The 19,788-nt window shown below is 73.1% G+C and carries 21 protein-coding genes; 12 read left to right on the plus strand and 9 right to left on the minus strand.

The window, feature by feature from the left end; translation table 11 throughout:
- Positions 1–9 precede the first annotated feature (9 nt).
- From OO62_RS12865 to OO62_RS12885, 5 genes are all read right to left on the minus strand, one after another.
- Complete coding sequence (locus OO62_RS12865; RefSeq protein WP_033267486.1) at positions 10–801, minus strand: ABC transporter ATP-binding protein; 792 nt, start codon at positions 799–801, stop codon at positions 10–12.
- Positions 798–1,643 (minus strand): ABC transporter permease, encoded by an 846-nt coding sequence (locus OO62_RS12870; protein ID WP_033267487.1) that lies wholly within the window; start codon positions 1,641–1,643, stop codon positions 798–800. Before OO62_RS12870 ends, OO62_RS12865 begins: the two co-directional genes overlap by 4 nt.
- Positions 1,640–3,007, minus strand: a complete 1,368-nt coding sequence (locus OO62_RS12875) for an ABC transporter substrate-binding protein (protein WP_211267950.1) — start codon at positions 3,005–3,007, stop codon at positions 1,640–1,642. The genes OO62_RS12870 and OO62_RS12875 overlap by 4 nt, the downstream gene beginning before the upstream one ends.
- Positions 3,008–3,020: 13 nt before the next feature.
- A complete protein-coding gene (locus tag OO62_RS12880; protein ID WP_033267488.1) occupies positions 3,021–3,248 on the minus strand; it encodes a 4Fe-4S dicluster domain-containing protein in 228 nt (75 codons plus the stop codon).
- Between the two features lie 65 nt (positions 3,249–3,313).
- The gene (locus OO62_RS12885; RefSeq protein ID WP_033267696.1) at positions 3,314–4,084 is read right to left on the minus strand and encodes a GntR family transcriptional regulator; all 771 of its coding nucleotides are present in this window, start codon (positions 4,082–4,084) and stop codon (positions 3,314–3,316) included.
- A 257-nt stretch (positions 4,085–4,341) separates the two neighbouring features.
- On the opposite strand from OO62_RS12885, the gene OO62_RS12890 reads away from it, so the two are divergent.
- A complete protein-coding gene (locus tag OO62_RS12890) occupies positions 4,342–5,268 on the plus strand; it encodes a DMT family transporter (RefSeq protein WP_033267489.1) in 927 nt (308 codons plus the stop codon).
- The gene (locus tag OO62_RS37835; protein ID WP_078617143.1) at positions 5,151–5,483 is read left to right on the plus strand and encodes a TetR family transcriptional regulator C-terminal domain-containing protein; all 333 of its coding nucleotides are present in this window, start codon (positions 5,151–5,153) and stop codon (positions 5,481–5,483) included. Before OO62_RS12890 ends, OO62_RS37835 begins: the two co-directional genes overlap by 118 nt.
- A gap of 81 nt (positions 5,484–5,564) precedes the next feature.
- On the opposite strand, the gene OO62_RS12900 is transcribed toward OO62_RS37835, so the two are convergent.
- The gene (locus OO62_RS12900; RefSeq protein WP_033267490.1) at positions 5,565–5,957 is read right to left on the minus strand and encodes a PPOX class F420-dependent oxidoreductase; all 393 of its coding nucleotides are present in this window, start codon (positions 5,955–5,957) and stop codon (positions 5,565–5,567) included.
- Between the two features lie 174 nt (positions 5,958–6,131).
- On the opposite strand from OO62_RS12900, the gene OO62_RS12905 reads away from it, so the two are divergent.
- From OO62_RS12905 to OO62_RS12915, 3 genes are all read left to right on the plus strand, one after another.
- Complete coding sequence (locus tag OO62_RS12905; protein WP_033267491.1) at positions 6,132–6,683, plus strand: MarR family winged helix-turn-helix transcriptional regulator; 552 nt, start codon at positions 6,132–6,134, stop codon at positions 6,681–6,683.
- Positions 6,680–9,259 (plus strand): MFS transporter, encoded by a 2,580-nt coding sequence (locus OO62_RS12910; RefSeq protein ID WP_033267492.1) that lies wholly within the window; start codon positions 6,680–6,682, stop codon positions 9,257–9,259. The genes OO62_RS12905 and OO62_RS12910 overlap by 4 nt, the downstream gene beginning before the upstream one ends.
- 148 nt (positions 9,260–9,407) lie before the next feature.
- On the plus strand, positions 9,408–10,868 hold the full coding sequence (locus OO62_RS12915; protein WP_033267493.1) for an SDR family oxidoreductase: 1,461 nt from the start codon (positions 9,408–9,410) through the stop codon (positions 10,866–10,868).
- On the opposite strand, the gene OO62_RS12920 is transcribed toward OO62_RS12915, so the two are convergent.
- Positions 10,847–11,794, minus strand: coding sequence for a LysR family transcriptional regulator (locus tag OO62_RS12920; RefSeq protein ID WP_033267494.1), 948 nt, complete (start codon positions 11,792–11,794; stop codon positions 10,847–10,849). The genes OO62_RS12915 and OO62_RS12920 overlap by 22 nt on opposite strands.
- Positions 11,795–11,889: 95 nt before the next feature.
- On the opposite strand from OO62_RS12920, the gene OO62_RS12925 reads away from it, so the two are divergent.
- Positions 11,890–12,507 carry a maleylpyruvate isomerase family mycothiol-dependent enzyme gene (locus OO62_RS12925; protein WP_033267495.1) on the plus strand — a complete coding sequence of 206 codons (618 nt, stop codon included), beginning with the start codon at positions 11,890–11,892 and terminating at the stop codon, positions 12,505–12,507.
- Positions 12,508–12,530: 23 nt separating this feature from the next.
- Here OO62_RS12925 and OO62_RS12930 read toward each other — a convergent pair whose 3' ends face one another.
- Positions 12,531–14,555: a M3 family metallopeptidase gene (locus OO62_RS12930; RefSeq protein WP_033267697.1), complete on the minus strand. Its 2,025-nt coding sequence runs from the start codon at positions 14,553–14,555 to the stop codon at positions 12,531–12,533.
- Positions 14,556–14,702: 147 nt separating this feature from the next.
- Here OO62_RS12930 and OO62_RS12935 point away from each other — a divergent pair, with 147 nt between their 5' ends.
- On the plus strand, positions 14,703–15,137 hold the full coding sequence (locus tag OO62_RS12935; RefSeq protein WP_033267496.1) for a CBS domain-containing protein: 435 nt from the start codon (positions 14,703–14,705) through the stop codon (positions 15,135–15,137).
- A 123-nt stretch (positions 15,138–15,260) separates the two neighbouring features.
- Here OO62_RS12935 and OO62_RS41310 read toward each other — a convergent pair whose 3' ends face one another.
- Positions 15,261–15,953, minus strand: a complete 693-nt coding sequence (locus OO62_RS41310) for a LysM peptidoglycan-binding domain-containing protein (protein ID WP_033267497.1) — start codon at positions 15,951–15,953, stop codon at positions 15,261–15,263.
- Between the two features lie 753 nt (positions 15,954–16,706).
- On the opposite strand from OO62_RS41310, the gene OO62_RS36945 reads away from it, so the two are divergent.
- From OO62_RS36945 to OO62_RS12965, 5 genes are all read left to right on the plus strand, one after another.
- On the plus strand, positions 16,707–16,985 hold the full coding sequence (locus tag OO62_RS36945; protein ID WP_051733074.1) for a hypothetical protein: 279 nt from the start codon (positions 16,707–16,709) through the stop codon (positions 16,983–16,985).
- Complete coding sequence (locus tag OO62_RS12950) at positions 16,982–17,524, plus strand: RNA polymerase sigma factor (RefSeq protein WP_051733077.1); 543 nt, start codon at positions 16,982–16,984, stop codon at positions 17,522–17,524. The genes OO62_RS36945 and OO62_RS12950 overlap by 4 nt, the downstream gene beginning before the upstream one ends.
- Positions 17,524–18,183, plus strand: coding sequence for a hypothetical protein (locus tag OO62_RS12955; protein ID WP_234386238.1), 660 nt, complete (start codon positions 17,524–17,526; stop codon positions 18,181–18,183). The genes OO62_RS12950 and OO62_RS12955 overlap by 1 nt, the downstream gene beginning before the upstream one ends.
- Positions 18,184–18,416: 233 nt before the next feature.
- Entirely contained in the window at positions 18,417–19,223 is an 807-nt protein-coding gene (locus OO62_RS12960; RefSeq protein ID WP_051733079.1) for an SDR family oxidoreductase, read from the plus strand.
- Between the two features lie 48 nt (positions 19,224–19,271).
- Complete coding sequence (locus tag OO62_RS12965; protein ID WP_033267499.1) at positions 19,272–19,775, plus strand: metallophosphoesterase family protein; 504 nt, start codon at positions 19,272–19,274, stop codon at positions 19,773–19,775.
- Positions 19,776–19,788: the final 13 nt, after the last annotated feature.

Consider the following 19,788-nt stretch of genomic DNA (forward strand, 5'->3'; position numbering starts at 1 on the left):
CTTGGCCTTTCAGAGGATTTCGGGGGTGGGGGCGTCGGCGAGCGACGCGAGGACCTCGTGCCGCAGCGCGACCGTCGCCGGCGCGTCGTGCGCGGACCGCTCGCGCGGGTGCGGTACGTCCAGCACCCGGCCGGTGCCCAGCAGCGCGACCCGGTCGCCCAGGAACACCGCCTCGTCGACGTCATGGGTGACGAAGACGACGGTGGCCCGGGTGCCGCGCAACGCCTCGACCAGCAACTCCTGCATCCCGGCCCGGGTCCGCGCGTCGAGCGAGCCGAACGGCTCGTCCATCAGGACCGCGCGCGGCCGCCCGGCCAGCGCACGCGCCAGCTGGGTGCGTTGCCGCTGGCCGCCGGACACCCGGTGCGGCAGCCGGCCGGCGTGCTCGGTGAGTCCGACCCGGGCCAGCCAGCCGTCGGCCCGCGCCCGGCGCTCCGCGCGCGGCAACCCCCGTATGGCGAGGGGGAGTTCGATGTTCGCGCGGAGGCTGCGCCAGGGCAGCAGGGCGTCCTCCTGGAAGACCAGCGCACGGTCGGCGGACGGCCCGCCGAGCGGCGCGCCGTCCTGGCTCAGCCGGCCACCGAGCGGGGGCAGCAGACCGGCCAGGGTGCGCAGCAGGGTGGATTTGCCGCAGCCGGAGGGCCCGACGACGGTGAGGATCTCGCCCGGGGCCACTTCGAGGTCCAGGCCGTGCAGGACGGGGGCGCCGGGCCGGCCGAGCACGGCGCCGGCCACCGTCAGCCGCAGCCCCTGCGCGGGCGCCCCGGCGGGCGCCGCCGTGGTGAGCCCGGTGCCGGTCATGACGGCCCGCCACTCGTCGCCCGGCCCGCCGGCGTCCGCAGCCGGCCGGCCGGAGCCGGGCCGGGACCGTGCGCGGTACGCGGCACCCAGTGCGTCAGCCGCCGCCCGGTCAGCTCCACCGCCGTCGCGGTGAGCCGACCGAGGAGGCCGATGGTGGCCATCCCGACGAAGACGCCCGGGTAGTCGACCACCGTGTAGTCCTGCCAGGTGCGGTAGCCGACGCCGTACTCACCGGAGATCATCTCGGCGGAGATCACACAGATCCACGAGACCCCGATGCCGACCGACAGCCCGCCGAGGATCCCGGGCAGCGCGCCCGGCAGCACCACCGACCGCAGGACGCGCCACCGGCCGCCGCCCATCGTCAGCACCGCCTCCTCCCAGACCGGCGTCACCGCCCGCACCGCGTGCCGGGTGGCGACCGTGACGGGGAAGAACGCCGCGGCGAAGGTGATGAAGACGATGCCCTGCTCATTGCTCGGGAACAGCAGGATCGCCACCGGCACCAGCGCGATCGCCGGGATCGGCCGGAGCACTTCGAGCAGCGGTCCGCACAGGTCGGACACCAGGGGCGAGCGGGCGACGGCGGTGCCGACCGCCACGCCCAGCACGGCCGCGAGCGCGAAGCCGGTGACGATCCGGGTCAGGCTCTCGGTGACGTCCTGCCAGTACGTGGCCGTGCCGAGCCGCCGGGCGAACGCGCGGGCCGTTTCGGTGACCGTCGGGAACTGCGCGAACCGCAGCCACAGGTCCACGTGGAACTGGGCGAGCACCTGCCACAGGGCGAGCGCCCCGAGGACCGCCGCGGCGCGCCGGGCGCGCCGCGTCCAGGGCGCGCTCACCGGGCCCGCTCCAGCGCGGCGGCGTAGCTGACGGGGCGGGCGCCCGGGTGCCGCCGGAGCCAGGCGTCGGCGGTCGCCCGGGTGAGGAAGGGCAGCAGCCGCGCGCCGTCGCGCACCCAGATCGACTTGTCGGCGAACCAGCGGCTGCCGGTCGTCGCGTCGGCCACATACGCGGCCCGTACCGTGCCGCGGTGCGCGGCGACGAACCGCAGCACGCCGGCCGGGCCGGTGAAGGAGTGCGTGTGGTCCTCGCCGCGCAGCCACACCTCGTCGGCCGCCGGATGTGCCGTGGAGCGCACCGCCGCGGCGTACGTGCGGCCGTAACTCGCCTTGAGATAGCGGTCGTTGACAAAGGAGTCGACGTCGACCGGCCCGGTCAGCCGTGCCGCCCGCAGCACCGGTACGTCCTTCTTCAGCGCGGCGATCAGCTGCGGCTTGAGGGTGGGGTCGAAGGTGGCGACACCGCCGGCGCCGTTGTAGAGGTAGACCACCTCGGGCGGCAGCCCGGTCGCCCGGGCGACCTGCTGGGCGGCGGCGACCGGATGAGCCTGGAGATAGCGGGTCGCGTCCCGCTGCGCGGCGAGGAACGCCTTGACCACACCGGGACGTCGCCCGGCGAAGGCGTCCCGCACGGTCACGCCGTGGAAGGTGGGCAGGTTCAGCGCACCGCCGTCGTAGAGCGCCTGCGCCTTGCCCTGGAAGGCGAGCAGGCCCGGCCAGGCCACGAATTGCGAGAGCGCGTCCGCGCTGCCCGACTGCAGCGCCGAAGCCCCCACGGCCGGCTGCTGGTTGAGCTTGTGGATGCCGTGTTCCGGATCGATCCCGGCCCCGCGCAGGGCCCGGACGAGCGTGCCGTCGGAGGCCGAGCCGACACTGCTGGAGACGTTCTTGCCCCGCAGGTCGGGCAGCGAGCGCAGCCCGGAACCGGGCTTGGTGACGATGGTGTTGAGCGCCCCGCGCAGGTTGTAGCCGGTGACCGAGACCAGCCGGGTCGGGGCCCGCAGCTGCTTGCCGCGGGCGGCGTTGAGGAGCAGCGGGAAGTCGCCCATCGAGCCGATGTCGACCTTCCCGGCGACCATCTGCGCGGTGATCGGCGCCCCGGTCGCGTAGTCCTGCCAGGCCACCTTGTACGTCGTGCCGTCGCGCCGGCCCTGCGCCCGCAACTCCCGTTCGAAGTAGCCGAGGGAGCGCAGCAGGGTCCCGGCGGTGACGGTGTTGATGGTCTTGGACTGGTAGCCGACGGTCACGGTGACGTGCTTGCCGTCGCCGGCCTGCGCGTCGCCGCCGCAGCCGGTCAGGGCGAGGGGGAGGAGCAGGACCGCGGCCGCCGGCGGTGCGGTGCGTCGGATCGGAGTGCGTGGCATGGGGTGGTGCCTCTCATCGCAACAAGTAGGGCATGTTGACCGTGACCGCTCCGGTGGGACAGCGGGCGGCGCACGGGCCGCAGTACCAGCACTCGTCGACGTGCATGTACGCCTTGTTGCCGACCGGATCGATGGCGAGGGAGTCCAGCGGGCACATGTCGACGCAGAGCGTGCAGCCGTCGATGCACTTGGACTCGTCGATGGTCACGGGCACGTCCGCCCGTTGGGGGGTGAGAGGCATGGCGGTCTCCAGGACAGGGGAAAGGCAAGGGGGAGCGGGGGTAGGCGGGGAGGGCGGCGCGGGGCTCAGACCGTGCGGTGCAGCAGGCCCCGCATGGTGATCCGGTCGCCGCGGAAGCGGATGAACTCCAGGTCGACGGGCGTGCCGTCGGCGAGATGGGTGAGCCGTTCGAGCATCAGCACCGCCGTTCCGCGCGGCGCCTCCAGCACGGCGGCCGAGTGCGCGTCGGCGTTGACGGCCTCAAGGGTGATCTCGGCGGTGCCCAGCGGCTGCCCGGCGGCCTCCTCGATCAGCCGGAACACGTCGTTGTTCTCCAGATCGGCGTCGAGCAGCGCCGGCCCGAGGTGCATCGGGAGGTAGGTGAGGTCCAGCGACAGCGGCGCGCCGTCCAGCCGGCGCAGCCGCTCGATGTAGAGCACCTCGCTGCGCGGCGGGATCCTCAGCCGGTCCGCCACCGGGGCCGGGGCGGTCACCGGGCTGATGGTGCGGACCTCGTTGGTGACCCGGCCGTGCGGGAGCAGCGTCTCGGCCAGCCCCATCAGCCGGTCCAGCCCGTGCGGGAACTTCTGACACACCACCACCGTGCCCACCCCCGGCTGCCGTTCCACGATCTGCTCGGCGCGCAGCAGGCCGAGGGCCTGGCGGACGGTGTTGCGGGTGGCTCCGTAGTCGGCGCCGATCACCTCCTCGTGCGGCAGTACGCCGTCCGGGAAGCGCCCGCCGAGGATCTGGTGGCGCAGCAGGTCGGCGAGCTGCCGGGCGCGGTCAGCGCGGAGCCGGCGGCGGCGCGCGGCCGCTACCGGGGTCGTGTGCTGGCGGGTGCGTTCGGCTTGCATGCGGTGGACCATACCGACGGGTTCCGACCCGTGGTGTTGCCGCAACATTGCGCCACTTGCGGCCACGCCCACAGCGGCGGTGACCTGGGGTTCTGCGCGTCCCGGGAGGAAGATCTGCCACTTGCGCGCGGTCACCGTACGCACCCGGCAACGCCCTCCGGTGCAGCGATTGCGGCCCGTCGGCGCCCGTGTCGCCCACCGGTCGCGGCCCGCTCCGGATAGCGTCGGCGGCGGACACCAGCGCAGGAGGTGGAGGCATGGCCACATGGCCGGCCGTGCTGTTCGCACTGCTCGCGGCGGCCAGCAACGCACTGGCCACGGTGCTGCAGCGGCGTGCGGCACGCACCGTCCCGCTCGCCCCCGGCCTGCGGCTGGGCCTGTTGGTCGATCTGCTGCACCGCGTCGCCTGGCTCGGCGGGATGCTCGCGGTCATCGCCGCCGCCTGCTTCCAGGCGCTGGCGCTCTCCCAGGGCGCGCTGTCGGTGGTCCAGCCCCTCTTCGTCCTGGAACTCCCGCTGGCCCTGCTCATCGGCCGGCTGGTCCTCGGCGGCCGGATCCCGCGCGGCGGCTGGGTGGGCGTGACGCTGATCGTCGTCGGGCTCGGCTCCGCCCTGGCGGCCGCCGCGCCCACCATCGGCACCGACCACGCACCCTTCAGCCGCTGGATCCTGGCCCTCGCGGTGTGCGCCGGGGTGATCGCCACGGCGGTCGGCGGCGCGCTGCGCCACGGGGCGGGCGGGGTACGTGCCGCGTGCTTTGCCGCGTCCGCGGCCGTCGCCTACGCCCTCACCGCGGCCCTGATGAAGGACGCCACCCACGCCTGGCAGACCGGCGGCGCCGCCGTGTTCTTCGCGTCCTGGCCGACCTACGGCTTCGCGCTGGTCGGCGTACTGGCGCTGTTCCTCTTCGAGAACGCCATGCAGTCCGGCCCGCTGACCGCCTCCCAGCCGGTGCTCACCCTCGGCGACGCGCTGGTGAGCCTGTCGCTGGGGGTCACCCTGTTCGACGAACGGGTCCGGACCGGCTGGTGGCTGGTCCCCGAGGCGCTGGGCATCGGACTGGTCCTGTGGGGTGCCGAACTGCTCTCCCGGGTCGCCCTCACCCGGGACCTGGCCGGCCTCGAGCAACGGCCGGCCGTGGCCGGGGACGGCGCCGGCGTGGAGCCCGGGACGCCGTCCTCCTGACCCGGCTCACACAGCGGCTCGCCGTCGACCTCTACGACCAGCTGCACAGCTGGATCGGCGGGGCGATCCGACGGGGCATCGACGCGGGCGAGTTCACCGACTGCGAGGCCGACGAGGTCGCCACGCTGCTGATGGCGCTGAGCGACGGCTTCGGCATCCGGCTGATGCCGGACGATCCCCGGATCGACCTGGCGTCCGCCCAGGCGGCCATCTGACGGGCCGTCGCGGGGACGCTCGGCGTGCCCGGCACCTTCCCCGAGACCTGAGTCCGCCCTCCCCGGCCGGGGAGCGACGCCCTACGCCGTCCCGCTGATCCGCTCCGGGGCGATGACGAAGAGCACTCGCTCCTCGTCCCGGCCCCCGAACCACGGGTAGGGGCGGCCGAGGTACTTCTGCGACAGCTTCTCGATGTGGTCGACCGCGCCGTCGGTGGTCACCCTGACGACCCTGCCCCGGACCTGGAAGTACCGGGAGGGATCGGCGGGGTCGGAGACGGCGACCGCCACGCGGGCGTCCCGCTCGATGTTCCTGGTCTTCACGTGCGTACGGACGCTGTTGACCAGCACGTGCTCGCCGTCGGTGTCGACCCAGGTCTGGGTCAGCTGCGGCGAGCCGTCGGGCATGGACGTGGCCAGGTAGCAGGTACTCGCCCCGCGCAGCAGCGCGAGGAGTTCGGGGGGAAGGTGCACAGCGGTCTCCTGGCCGTCGGTTCACTCCGGAGCATAAACGCCCGCCGCGCACCCCCCGCCGGGCGCCCCGCGCCCCGGCCGGGTGCGCGGCACTCCACCGCGGCCGCTAAGCTTGCTAGGTACAAGCAAGCAAGGTATTCGGCGGACGAGACCGCACCGCGAAGGATCATCACGATGAGTATGGGCACGGCCCCGGACTGTGGCCGGGCGGTCCCGCAGGTCACCGCCTCGTCCGGGCTTCAGGAGGCGGCCGCCGGGCTGGGGACGGAGATCGTCCGCTTCTCCCGGCTGATCGCGGCGTGGAAACAGCGCGCCAAGACCGACGGAGGCGCCGCCGACCGGGTGCTGCTGGCCCGGCTGGTGGTCGGCGGGGACAAGCGGGCCACCGATCTGGCGGCCGACGCGTTCCTCGACCTGTCCACCGTCAGCCGGCAGGTGCGTTCGCTGGTCGAACGGGGCCTGGTCGCGCGCCGCCCCGACCCGGAGGACCGTCGCGGGTCGCTGCTGACCGCGACCGAGGCCGGCCGTGCCGCCTTCGAGCACTACCGCCGCCAGCGCGACACCGAACTGGCCGCCCTCCTCGAACCGTGGTCGCCCCAGGACCGGGCCGACCTGATCCGATTGCTGGGCCGCCTCAACGAGGACATGGCAGAACGACAACACACACGGCTGGGTCCCGGGGGAGACCAGGGTGCCGCCGTGGAGCAGGGAGAGTCACGTACATGAGCACCGCCACCTCTCCGCCCGGGGCGGAAGCCAAGGCGATACCCGCACCAGGAACCCTGAGCCACCGTCAGATCCTCACCATCCTCAGCGGCCTGATGCTGGGCATGTTCCTGGCCGCGCTCGACCAGACCATCGTCAGCACCTCGATCCGGACCATCGCCGACGACCTGCACGGCCTCAGCCAGCAGGCGTGGGCGACCACCGCCTACCTGATCACCTCGACGATCGCCACCCCGCTGTACGGCAAGCTGTCCGACCTGCACGGCCGCAAGCCCTACTACCTCGCCGCGATCAGCATCTTCGTCGCGGGCTCGGTGCTGTGCACCTTCTCCACCTCGATGACCGAACTCGCCGCGTTCCGCGCGGTCCAGGGCCTGGGCGCCGGCGGTCTGATGTCCCTCGCGCTGGCGATCATCGGTGACATCGTCCCGCCCCGCGAACGCGCCCGCTACCAGGGCTACATGCTGGGCACCTTCGCCACCTCCAGCGTGGCCGGGCCGCTGATCGGCGGGGCCCTGGCCGGACAGGCCCACCTGCTGGGCATCACCGGCTGGCGCTGGGTGTTCCTGGTCAACGTCCCGATCGGCATCATCGCGCTGTTCGTCGTCGCCAAGGTCCTCAACATCCCGCACACCCGGCGCGACCACCGCATCGACTGGTGGGGCGCGCTGACCATCTCGCTCGGCGTCGTACCGCTGCTGCTCGTCGCCGAGCAGGGCCGGGAGTGGGGCTGGGACTCCTCCCGTTCGATCGCCTGTTACGCGATCGGCGCCGTCGGCATCATCGCCTGGATCTTCGTCGAGCGGTGGATCGGCGACGACGCGCTGATTCCGATGCGGCTGTTCCGCAACGGCACCTTCAGCAAGACCAGCCTGCTGTCCGTGCTGATCGGCATGGGCATGTTCGGCGGGATGCTGATGATCCCGCAGTACCTCCAGATCGTGAAGGGCGCCAGCCCCACCAAGTCGGGCCTGGAGATGCTCCCGCTGATGGCGGGCATGATGATCGCCTCGATCGCGTCGGGCCAGATCACCGCCAAGACCGGCCGCTACAAGATCTTCCCGATCATCGGCACCGCACTGATGATCGCGGCGATGCTGCTCTTCCACTTCCGCGTGCAGTGGGACACCCCGCTGTGGCAGACCATGGTCTACATGCTGGTCTTCGGCCTCGGCCTGGGCGGCTGTATGCAGACCCTGGTGCTGGCCGTGCAGAACGCCGTGCCGCCGCGGGACATGGGCGTGGCCACCGCCTCCTCCACCTTCTTCCGGCAGATGGGCGCCACCGCCGGCACCGCCATCTTCCTGTCCGTGCTCTTCAGCACCGTCGGGGACAAGATCTCCTCGGCGTTCCGGAGCGCGGCGTCCACCGAGCGCTTCCAGGCCGCGCTGCACGACCCCGCGGTCCTGCGCGACCCGGCCAACAAGCCCGTACTGGACATGCTCAAGCACACCGGAAACGGCAGTTCCTCCGGCGTGCTCAGCGACTCCTCGTTCATCCAGCACCTCGACCCGCGGCTCGCCGAGCCGTTCAAGCGCGGCTTCGCCGACTCGATGCACACCGTCTTCCTGATGGGCGCGATCGTCGTCGCCCTGGCCTTCCTGCTGATGTGGTTCATCAAGGAGGTGCCGCTGCGGCAGATCTCCGGGCTCCAGGCCCGCGCGCAGGCGGAGGCCGAGGCGGACGGCACGGCCGGCGCCGCCGACGGCGAACGGACCCCCGCGGCGCAGGACGCACCGGCCGCTGCGCCGGCCACCGACCCGGCACCCGACCTCACCAAGACCCCGGCGAGCGCGCCGGCCGCGGCGACCGGCCCCGCCGTCCGGGGCACCGTCCGGGACGGCTCCGGCCGGCCCGTCGCGGACGCCGCCGTCACCCTGATCAGCGTCGGCGGCCGGCAGCTCGGCCGGACCTCGACCACGGCCGACGGCGCTTTCGCCCTGCCCACCACCGGACCCGGCACCTACGTGCTGATCGGCTCCGCCGGGGCCCGGCAGCCGCAGGCGATGACCGTCGTCGTGGGCGAGGAGCCGCTCACCCACAACCTGACCCTCAGCGGCGCGGCCGGCCTGGCCGGTGAGGTCCGTGAGGAGAAGGGCGACGATCCGGTGCCCGGCGCGCTCGTCGTGGCCACCGACATCCGCGGCGAGGTCGTCGCGTCCGGCGTGGCGGGCCAGGACGGCAGCTTCGCCTTCGCGGAACTGACCCCGGGCAGCTACACCCTGGCCGTCAGCGCCGCGCAGCACCGCCCCTCCGCCCTCCAGGTGGAGGTCACGTCCGGCAGCCGGAACTGGTACGAGGTCCGGCTGACGTTCGGCGCCCAGGTGCAGGGCACCGTCCGCACCACGGACGGCGGGCCGGTGGACGACGCCCGGGTGACCCTGCTGGACCCGGCGGGCAACGTGGTCGGCACCGCCACCAGCGGCCAGGACGGCGCGTACGTCTTCACCGACCTCGACAGCGGCGCGTACACGCTGATCGCCAGCGGCTACCCGCCGGTGGCCACCCCGCTGCACCTCGGCGCCGAGGGGCGGACCGAGTTCGACCTCGAACTCCGCCACGACGCGGTGGACTGACGGCGGTTGCCACAGCAGGCGGCGGGGCCCGGTGCGGAGAGCACCGGGCCCCGCCCCGGTTTGGCTGACCCGCCACCGTTTACGTACAGTTCCGCCGAAGCTCGTACGACAGTGCGACGGGCACGAAACCAGGAAAGCGGCAGCGGCGATGACGGTGACCGAAACAGGCCGGGCCGAGGGCACGGGTATCGACTCGGAGCGGATGGCGGTCTGCCTGAGCGTGCTCGAAGAGCTGGACGCGCTGCCGCTCGACCACCCCGACGCGGTCACCATACGGCGCGCCACCGCCGGCATCTACCGCAAGGTCAAGGCGCGCAGGCGGCACGAACGCCGGGCCGCGAAGACCGCCAACGACAAGGCCGTGACCGAGGCGACTGCCACCGGGGCGGCCGACCGGATCGACGACGAGACCCAGGGCCGGGCCCTCACCAGCTCCGCGACCTCCGAGATCGCCGGGATCCTCCAGCGCCCCCGGTCCTGCTACGTCTGCAAGAGCCGCTACACCGAGGTCGACGCCTTCTACCACCAGCTGTGCCGGACCTGCGCCAAGGAGAACCGGGCCCGCCGCGACGCCCGCACCGACCTCACGGGGAGGCGGGCGCTGCTCACCGGCGGCCGGGCGAAGATCGGCATGTATATCGCGCTCCGGCTGCTGCGCGACGGCGCGCACACCACCATCACCACCCGCTTCCCCCACGACGCGATCCGCCGCTTCACGGCGATGCCGGACAGCCCGGAGTGGCTGCACCGGCTGAAGATCGTCGGAATCGACCTGCGGGACCCGGCCCAGGTCCTCGCCCTCGCCGACTCGGTGAGCGCGGAAGGCCCGCTCGACATCCTGATCAACAACGCCGCGCAGACCGTCCGTCGCTCACCCGAGGCGTACGGCCAGCTGCTGGCCGCCGAGTCCGCGCCGCTGCCCGCCGGCGAACTGCCCGCCTCCCTCGTCCTCGGCCACTTCGGCAGCGGAGCCCCGGCCCTGCCCGCCGCCACGACCGCCGCCGGCGGGGCGCTCAGCGCCGAGGATGTCACCGCGCTCGCCCTGACCACGGGGTCCGCCTCGCCGGCCCGGATCGAGGCGGGTACCGCGATCGACGCCGGCGGGCTGGTCCCGGACCTGCACGCGACCAACAGCTGGATCCAGAAGGTCGACGAGGTCGACCCGGTCGAGCTCCTGGAGGTCCAGCTGTGCAATATGACCGCGCCGTTCCTGCTGGTCAGCAAGTTGCGCCCGGCCATGGCCGCGTCCGCAGCGCGCCGTAAGTACGTGGTGAACGTCTCCGCGATGGAGGGCCAGTTCAGCCGCGGCTACAAGGGCGCCGGCCACCCGCACACCAACATGGCCAAGGCCGCCCTCAACATGCTGACCCGCACCAGCGCCCGCGAGATGCTGGAGACGGACGGCATCCTGATGACCGCCGTGGACACCGGCTGGATCACCGACGAGCGCCCGCACCCCGAGAAGATGCGGCTGGCCGAGGACGGCTTCCACGCCCCGCTCGACCTGGTCGACGGCGCCGCCCGGGTCTACGACCCGATCGTCCGCGGCGAACTCGGCGAGGACCTCCACGGCTGCTTCCTGAAGGACTACGCCCCCGCGGCCTGGTGACCCCGCGGCCCGCGGCCACCCGGCGCGGGAAGCGCGGCCCGCAGCCGGTCGAGCAGCGCCCTGGCCGCCGGGCCGGCCGGCCCCTCCGTCCGCCACGCCAGCGCGATCCGGCCGCGCGGCTCCGGCCCGGTGAGCGTCAGCGTCCGCAGCCCGAGGCCGGCCGCCGCCTCCTCCGGAAGCGCCGGTAGCACCGCGACGCCCAGACCGCGCGCGGCGAGCTGCGCGAGGACCGGCGGGGCGGCCGCCTCGAAGGCGATCCGGGGCCGGATGCCGGCCTGGGCACAGGCGCGTTCGAGCACCCCGCGCAGGCCGGTCCCGCGCGGCAGGCTGATCAGCGGGCGGTCGCCGAGCGCGGCCAGCGGAACGCTCGTGCGGCCCGGGGGAGCGAGCAGGGGATCATCCGGTGCGACCGCGGCGACGAGCGGTACGTCGATCAGGATCTGCAGTGAGACGCCCGGCAGGGGCTCCTCCTCCGCCAGACCGATCACGGCGATGTCGAGCGCGCCGTCGCACAGCGCGGCGAGCATCCGCTCCGAGGTGTCCTCGGTGAGCGAGATCTCCACCCGGGGGTGGTCGTCGTGGAAATCGGCCAGCAGGGCGGGCACGTCGAAGGCCCCGATGGACGCCCCCGAGACCAGCCCGAGCGCGACCCGGCCGCGGAGCAGTCCGGTGAACTCGTCCACGGTCTGCCGGATTCCCTCGACGGCGGCGAGCGCGGTCCGGGCGTACGCGAGCACGGCCTCGCCCACCTCCGTCACCGTCACCGAGCGGCCGGAGCGGTCCAGCAACGACTGGCCGAGCTCCCGTTCCAGCTGCCGGATCTGGGCGCTCACCCCCGGCTGGGCCAGATGCAGCCGGGCCGCGGCACGGGTGAAGCTCGCCTCCTCCACCACCGTGACGAAGTACCGCAGTTGCCGGAGTTCCATGACGGGGATTCTAGACGCGCCCATAACCATGGCTTCTGGGGAGGAGAACAACCCGCTCTTGGACTTATGGCAACGGGGACAAGATCATGGGAGCCATGGACCTCACAACGGTGATCGCGGCCGAACGCCGGGAACTGGCCGACCTGTTGGACGGCCTCCCCGACGAGCAGTGGGACGCCCCGACGCTCTGCGCGGGCTGGCGGGTGCGGGAGGTGGCGGCCCATATGTCGATGGGCTTCCGCTACTCGTTCCCCAAGGTGGCCGCCGAACTCGTCCGGGCGGGCGGCAGCCTGCACAGGATGACCGACCGGCTCGCCCGCAGGGACGCCGCCGCCGCGTCACCGCGCCAACTCGCCGCTTTCCTCCGGGACAACGCCCACCACCCGTGGACGCCACCGGTCGGCGGGCTCGCCTCCGCGCTCGGCCACGACGTGGTCCACGGCCTCGACATCACCGTGGCGCTCGGCCACGACCGCCGCGTCCCCGAGGACCGGCTGCGCGTCCTCCTGGACCACGTCACCGCCAGGTCCGCCCGCTTCTTCGGCGCCGACCTCGCCGGCATCCAGCTCCGTGCCACCGACCTCGACTGGTCCTTCGGCACCGGCACCCCGCTGACCGGCGCCGGAGCGGACCTGCTGCTGGTCGCCTTCGGCCGCAAGCTGCCGGCCGGGCGCCTCCACGGCGAGCCGCAGGACCGGTTCGTCGCCTGCTAGCCAGGGGGGGCGGCCGCCCGGCCTCAGCCGTCGAGGCCGTGCCGGGCGAGCAGCGGACCGAGCTCCGGATCGTGGCCCACCACCGCGCGGAACGCCGCCATGGGGTCGACGCTGCCGCCCCGGCCGAGCAGCTCCCGGCGGAAGATCTCCCCGCTCTCGCGGACCGTCCGGCCGTTCTCGCGGAACCACCGCACGGTGTCGGCGTCCAGGACCTCCGCCCACCGGTAGCCGTAGTACCCGGCCGCGTAGCCGCCGCCGAAGACGTGGGCGAAGTAGCCGGTGCGGTAGCGCGGCGGGATCGCGGGCAGGGCGAGGCCCCACCGCTCCAGCGCGGCGGCCTCGAACGCCTCGGCGTCCCCCTCGTCCGGCAGGTCGCCGTCCGCGGGCAGCGAGTGCCAGGACCAGTCCAGTACGGCGGCGGCCTGGTGCTCCACCACCCGGAAGCCGGCCCCGAAGCTCTCCGCCTCGCGCAGCCTGCCCGGCAGGTCCGGGGGCATCGGCTCACCGGTGACGTGGTGCCGCGCGTAGTGCGCGAGGATCTCGGGCTGCTCCGCCCACATCTCGTTGACCTGGGAGGGGAATTCCACGAAATCGCGCGGCACCTGGGTGCCGGCCAGCAGCGGATAGCGGACGTCCGAGAACAGGGCGTGCAGCGCATGCCCGAACTCGTGGAACAGCGTGCCGACCTCGCGCCAGGTCAGCAGGACCGGCTCGCCCGCAGGCGGCCGGGCGACGTTCAGGTTGTTGACCACCACCGGCCGGTGGCCGAGCAGATGCGACTGCTGCACCAGCTCGTTCTCCCAGGCGCCGCCGCGCTTGGACGGCCGGGCGTGGAAGTCGCCGATATAGAGGCCGAGCGCGCTGCCGTCCTCCTCGCACACCTCGAAGACCCGGGCGTCCGGGTGGTACGCCACCAGGTCGGGCCGCTCGGTGAAGGTGAGCCCGTAGACGAGGTTGGCGGCGTGGAAGACCCCGTCGCGCAGGACGGTCTCCAGCTCCAGGTACGGCCGCAGCGCGGCCGCGTCGAGGTCGAAGCGCTCCTTGCGGACCCGCTCGGCGTAGTACTGCCAGTCGGCCGCGCCGATCTCCGCGACGCCCGCCGCCTTCGACAGAACCGCTCCCTCGCGCACGGCGTTGGCGACGGCGGGGCCGGCCAGCCGGCCGAACATCTCCTCCACGGCCTCGGTCGTGCCCGCGGTGCGGTCGGCGACCTCCCAGGCGGCATGGCTGGGGTACCCGAGCAGCGCGGCACGCTCGGCGCGCAGCCGCGCCAGCGCGACGGCGACCGGGCCGTTGCACTCCGTGCCCCGCCCGAGCGACGCGGCGAGCAGCCGCTCGCGCAGCGCGGGATCGTCGAGCGTGGCGAGCTCGGTCTGGCTGGTGAAGTTCTTCAGACTCAGCACGAACCCGTCGGGGCGGCCGAGCGCCCGCGCGTTCTCGGCGGCCGCCGCCACCTGGTCGCTCGGCAGTCCGGCCAGTTCCTCGGCGCGCTCCAGCACCAGCGCGGCCTCCGCCGTGGCGGCGCGCAGGTTCCGCCGGAACTCGGCGCACCGCGCGGCGATCTCGGCGTTCAGCTCGCGCAGCCGCCGCTGCTGGTCGGGTGCGAGCCGGGCCCCGGCCCGCACCCGCAAGGTGTGGTGCCGTTCCAGCACCCGTACCTGCTCCGGGTCGAGGGCGAGGTCCTCGCGCGCCTCGTACAGCGCGTCGAGCCGGGCGAACAGCGCCGGGTCGAGCAGCAGCGCGTCGTCGTGCGCGGCCAGCCGGGGAGCGAGTTCCGCCTCCAGCGCCTGGAGCGCGTCGTCGGTGTCCGACCCGGCCTTGTTGAAGAACACCCGGCTCACCCGGCCCAGCACCGCGCCGCTGCGCTCCAGCGCCTCCACGGTGTTCTCGAACGTGGGGGGCGCGGTACGGCTGCCGATCGCCGCGATCTCCTCCCGCTGCTCGGCCATCCCGCGCTCGAAAGCCGGCAGATAGTGCTCGTGCCGGATCCGTGCGAAGGGCGGCAGCGCGTAGGGCAGATCGCTCGGCTCGAAGAAGGGATTCGCCATCACGGTGGCCGACCCTACGCCCGCGGGCCGCGCCGGGTCCGGCGGTCGTCGAACATGGCTGGTCCGGGTGGGTCTCGGGAAGCGTCGTGGACCCATTCGTGATGTCATCGAAGGCGAGGCAACAACGCTCCTGATATGGGAGGAACCATGGCCGGCAAACTGCAAGCCCGCGACATCATGACCGGCGGAGTGCGCTGCGTGGGTGCCCATGAATCGCTTCAGGACGCGGCCAGGATGATGCGCGATCTCGATGTGGGAGCCCTCCCCATTTGCGGTGACAACAACAAGCTCATGGGGCTGATCACCGATCGCGACATCGTCATCACCTGCTGTGCCGAAGGTGTGGATCCGGCGACCGTCCAGGCCGGTTCCCTGGGCGGGGAACTGCACTGGATCGACGCCGAGGCGGACGCCGCGGATGTTCTGGAAACGATGGAGAACCACCACATCAAGCGCCTGCCGGTGATCGACGTGAAGAACGGCCACCGCCTGGTCGGCATGATCACCGAGGCCAACCTTGCCAAGAACCTGAGCGACCGGCAGATCGCGGAGTTCGCGACCCGCGTGTACGCGACGGCCTAGGCGCCGCGCCCCCGCGTGAGGCATGCGGGCAGGCCGTCCGCGGCGCCACGGACGGCCTGCTACCCCTCGTTCACGCAATGCCCGGGAATTCCCTCGGATGCGCGGCCGGCGTCACTCCGGCATTCAGTTTCCGTCGGTGCGTGGTACGGCCAGTCGCGTGCCGGGGAAAATCAGGTCAGGATTTCCGCCGATCAACTTGCGGTTGGCCCGGTAGAAATCCTGCCAGCGGAATCCGTGGGCGCTGGCGATTCCGCTCACGGTGTCCCCGGCGTTCACGACGATCGTGCCGCCGGCGCTCCGGTGGCGGGGTGCCTTGTACCGCTTCTCGTGGAACTGCGGGTGCCGCAGCCGCTCACGGTCCGGTGCGGGGGAGTGCCGGTGCGGGGCCGGACGCGGAGCGGCGGCCCGGGGGGCGGTGTGCCGGGGGATGCCGTTGAGCCCGAGCCGGGCCGAGCAGGCCGGCCACGCGTGCCAGCCCTGCCGTGCCAACACCCGCTCCGCCACGCGGATCTGCTGTGACCGGCTGGCGTGCGCGGCTCGCGCCCCGTACGCCCGGCCGCCGAACGAGTGCCAGGTGGAGTGGGCCAGCTGCAGTCCCCCGGAGAAGCCGTTCCCGGTATCGATCCGCCAGTTCCCTCCGCTCTCGCATCCGGCCAGCCGGTCCCAGGTGCCGCTCGTCACGGCCTCGGCCGGCTGCTCGGCGGCCACGTTCAGCGCGCCGGCCGCCAGCAGTACGGCGGCCGCCGTGAGGCCCCGGACCCCGTACCCCCGGAATTCGCTGCGGGCACTCGATTCCGATACCTGAGGAAATTCCATGCGTGTGCTCCCGTCGCTCGCCGCGCAGTTCCCTGGCGGCTATTCAGGAAACGTGACGCCCTCTCGGAAATCGCGTTCGAGCAGTGCCCTACCGCGATTTCCGGGTGACGTCATGAAATCGACCGGGACGAGACAACCACGCACCGAGATCGCATCGGCAGAGCGCGCGGGAGCGCCGCCGCGGCCCGGCCTGCCCCCTTGTTCCCGGAGCGCGGGCATGCCTGCCGGTGGCGCGCCCGCTGCGACCGGCGGGGGCGCACCCGGCACCCCGCGGGTGCATGCCGGCCCGGTGCGGGGCGATCACTCACCCGTGGCGGGGGTGTCCGCCGAGCGCATCCGGGGCGCTTGATGCATGCGCTGCGCAGGTCCGCATGCACCGCGCACGGGCCTCCGGGCAGTGCAACGGTTCGTCCGGGCCGGGGGCGTTCCCGGCCGTGGCCGGTCGTCCGTGCCGTGACCGCGCACCGTGCGCTGCTGACACCCCGTCGCCTTCGTTGCGAGGGCGAACCCCCGTTTTTCGAACGGGAGTTACCGGTGATTAAACCGTCCGTCAATGTGGCGTTGATCACTCTCTGAAAAGGAAAGTGCAGGTCGGAAGCACAGTGTGCAATTGATCGATCACTTTGTGCTGATTATGTATGCAGCCTGATTAACCCTGAGGGCCCCTCCCATCGGTGAGAGGGGCAGGAACGCCGTCCGCGTTCCGGCCTCCGCAACGACGCGGGGGCAGCAACTCTCAAGAAGGGAGGGCTCGTGGAGCACTTGCGGCATTCATGGCCCTGGTACGCGCTGGCACTGGTCGGCGTCTACCGGTTGACCGCCACAGGACTCGACGCCCTTGTCCGGCGCGTGGTGCGCACCGCCTCGCAGGCCCGTGCCGAGCACCGTGCCACCGCCCGTCTCGCCGTCGTACCGCTGCCGCGCGGCGCCGTCCTCCAGGCCGGCGCCCGCCGTGCCGACTTTCCGGACGCCGCCGTTCCGTCCTCGCCAACGGCGCCGACGACGGGCCGTGGCTGCGAGGAGGGCCGGTGAACGAGCAGTCCCCCCTGGCCAGTCCGACCGACCTGCCGCTGGACTTCGAGGTCTTCTTCCAGCGGGAACAGAAAGCCCTGCTCGCCGTCGCCGCCTCCCGCCTCCGCGATCGCCGGGACGCGGAAGAGGCCACCCTGGAGGCCGGCCGGCGCATGTACGCCAAGTGGGAGCGCATCCTCGCCCACGTCAATCCGAAGGCCATGACGTACACCATCCTCAACGGCGTCGTCTCCGACTTCTACCGCCGCGAGATCCGCAACAGCCGCGTGCAGCCCTACGCCGACCCGCCCGACACCGCCTACCTCCAGGAGCTGCGCAGTTGCGAAGCACTCGACCTCGCGCTGGACGCGCTGGAGTCCACCGCGCCCCTGCAGGCCAACTCCGTACGCCTGCGCCACCTGGCGGGCCTGTCGTACGACCAGATCGCCGAGCGGCTGGGCACCACGCCCGGTGCCGCGAAGGCCAGCACCAGCATCGGACTGCAACGGCTCAAAGAGATCATGACGAACGGTTCCTGCGGAACCGGAGAGGACGCGTGATGCTCGAAGACCTGCTACGACGCCAAGCCGAGGCGTTCCACCGGGAGTTCGCCGATCACGACCCGGTGGCCTTCACCCGGCGCCTGGCCGCCCGCATCGCCGACGGGACGGGAAAGGACCCCGAACCTGTCACCCGCGGTGCGGTGGGCGACATCCGCCCCCTGCCCGTACGCCCCGCGCCCGCCCGCGGCCGCCGGCGCCGCCGCCCCACCCCCATCCTCGCCCCCGCGATCCCGGCCGCGGCCGTCCTCGCGGAGGCCCGGAGGCTGTGCAACGTCGTGCTCCGGTCCGAGGACATCGACACCCTGGGCGCCTTCGCCGCCGACTACGACGCAGCCGGCGCACGCACCTTCGCCTGCCTCCTCTACACCCTCGACAGGTGGGACAGCGCCCTGTTCTGGTGGCGCTTCGCGGCCGGCGCCGGCGACGAACTCGCCGCGCATCTGCTCGCCGTGCACCACGCCGCCGTCGGCCGCACGACCGATGCCCGGCTCTGGCGGACCGTTGCCCGCATGATGGGCTTCGCCCCGGAACTCCACCTGCCCGTTCCGGTCCGCGGAACCTCGGAACTGGCCCAGGGCTTCGCCCGCACCTGGGACCGGAGCCTGCAGAGCTTCCTCCAGCACCACCACCTGCCGAGGGAGCTCGCCACGCAGTGACCGGCCGCCCCGCCCGGGGCAATGACCGGCGTACCGCCCGGGGCACGACCGGGCGCGCCGCCCGCCGTCGCACGGCATCCCGCCGCGCGGCGGCGGGCGGCCGCGTGGCCGTGGCGCTTCCGGACGAAATGGACAGGCCGACCCTCCCGTGGTGCATTGGGAGAAGCGCACGCCACGGTGGCACCCGGCGTGCGGCGCAGGCTGACCGGACGCCGATCGTGAGGAGTGACCGGATGGCCACCGAACCCGGCGCACCCGACCGCCCGGCGGACCCGGCCGGCGGCGCGGCACCGCTCGCCGGCAGCGTGGCGCTGGTCACCGGCGCCTCCAGCGGCATCGGCGCCGCCACCGCCCTCGCGCTCGCCCGGGAGGGCTGCTCGGTCGCCCTGGTGGCCCGGCGCGCCGACCGGCTCGCGGACCTCACGGCGACGCTCGCCGAGCAGGGGAGCGGCACGCCCTTCGCGGTACCCGCCGACCTGAGCGACACCGAGCAGCCGCTCCGCGTGGTCGAGAAGACCGTGGACCGCTACGGGCGGCTCGACGTCCTGGTGAACAACGCGGGCTTCGGCGTCCGCGGTTCCGCGCTGGACAGCGACCCGGCGGACTGGGACCGGATGGTGGACCTCAACCTCAAGGCGGTGCTGCGGATGTCGCACGCCGCGCTGCCGCATCTGCTGCGCGCCGCGCGCGAGGGCTCCCGCGGCGTCGCCGATCTGGTGAACGTCAGCTCGGTGGCCGGCCGGGTACCCCGGAAGGACAACAGCGTCTACTCGGCCACCAAGCACGCGGTGTGCTCCTTCAGCGAAGCGCTGCGCCAGGAGGTGACCGCCCGGGGCGTGCGGGTCGGGCTGGTCGAACCGGGCATGACGGCGACCGAGCTGACCGTCGGCGGCAGCCAGGCCGCCTCGGCGCACGGACTGCCGCAGGACGCCTGGCTGCGCGCCGAGGACGTCGCCCGCTGCGTCATCTTCATGGTCACTCGGCCCGCGCACGCGGCGATCAACGAGATCGCCGTGCGGCCGACCGCGCAGGAACGCTGACCGCGCGCCGTGGCACCCCGCCCCCCCCGGACGGCTACCGTCGGCCCTGTGCGCCTCCTGCTCCTCTCCGACACCCATCTCCCCAAGCGCGCCAAGGCGCTGCCCCCGCAGCTGCTCGACGACCTGCCGCGCGCCGACGTCGTCGTCCACGCCGGCGACTGGGTCGACACCGCCACCCTCGACCTGCTGGAGGCCCGTGTCCAGCGGCTCATCGGGGTGTACGGCAACAACGACGGCCCGGAACTGCGGGCGCGGCTGCCGGAGGTGGCGTACGCGGAACTGGACGGCGTACGGCTCGGCGTGGTGCACGAGACCGGCCCCGCACAGGGGCGGGAGCGCCGGTGCGCCGAACGGTTCCCCGAGCTGGACGTGCTGGTCTTCGGCCACAGCCACATCCCCTGGGACTCCCTGGCCGACGACCGGCTGCGCCTGCTCAACCCCGGTTCGCCGACCGACCGCCGTCGCCAGCCGTACTGCACCTACATGACCGCCGAGGTGCGCGGGGGCCGGCTGGCCGCGGTCGACCTGCACCGCCTGCCGCGCGCGACATGAGAGGGCGGCGGCC

Origin of the sequence: Streptomyces lydicus (assembly GCF_000717345.1) — a bacterium.
In the GTDB taxonomy this organism is placed as follows: Bacteria; Actinomycetota; Actinomycetes; order Streptomycetales; family Streptomycetaceae; genus Streptomyces; species Streptomyces lydicus.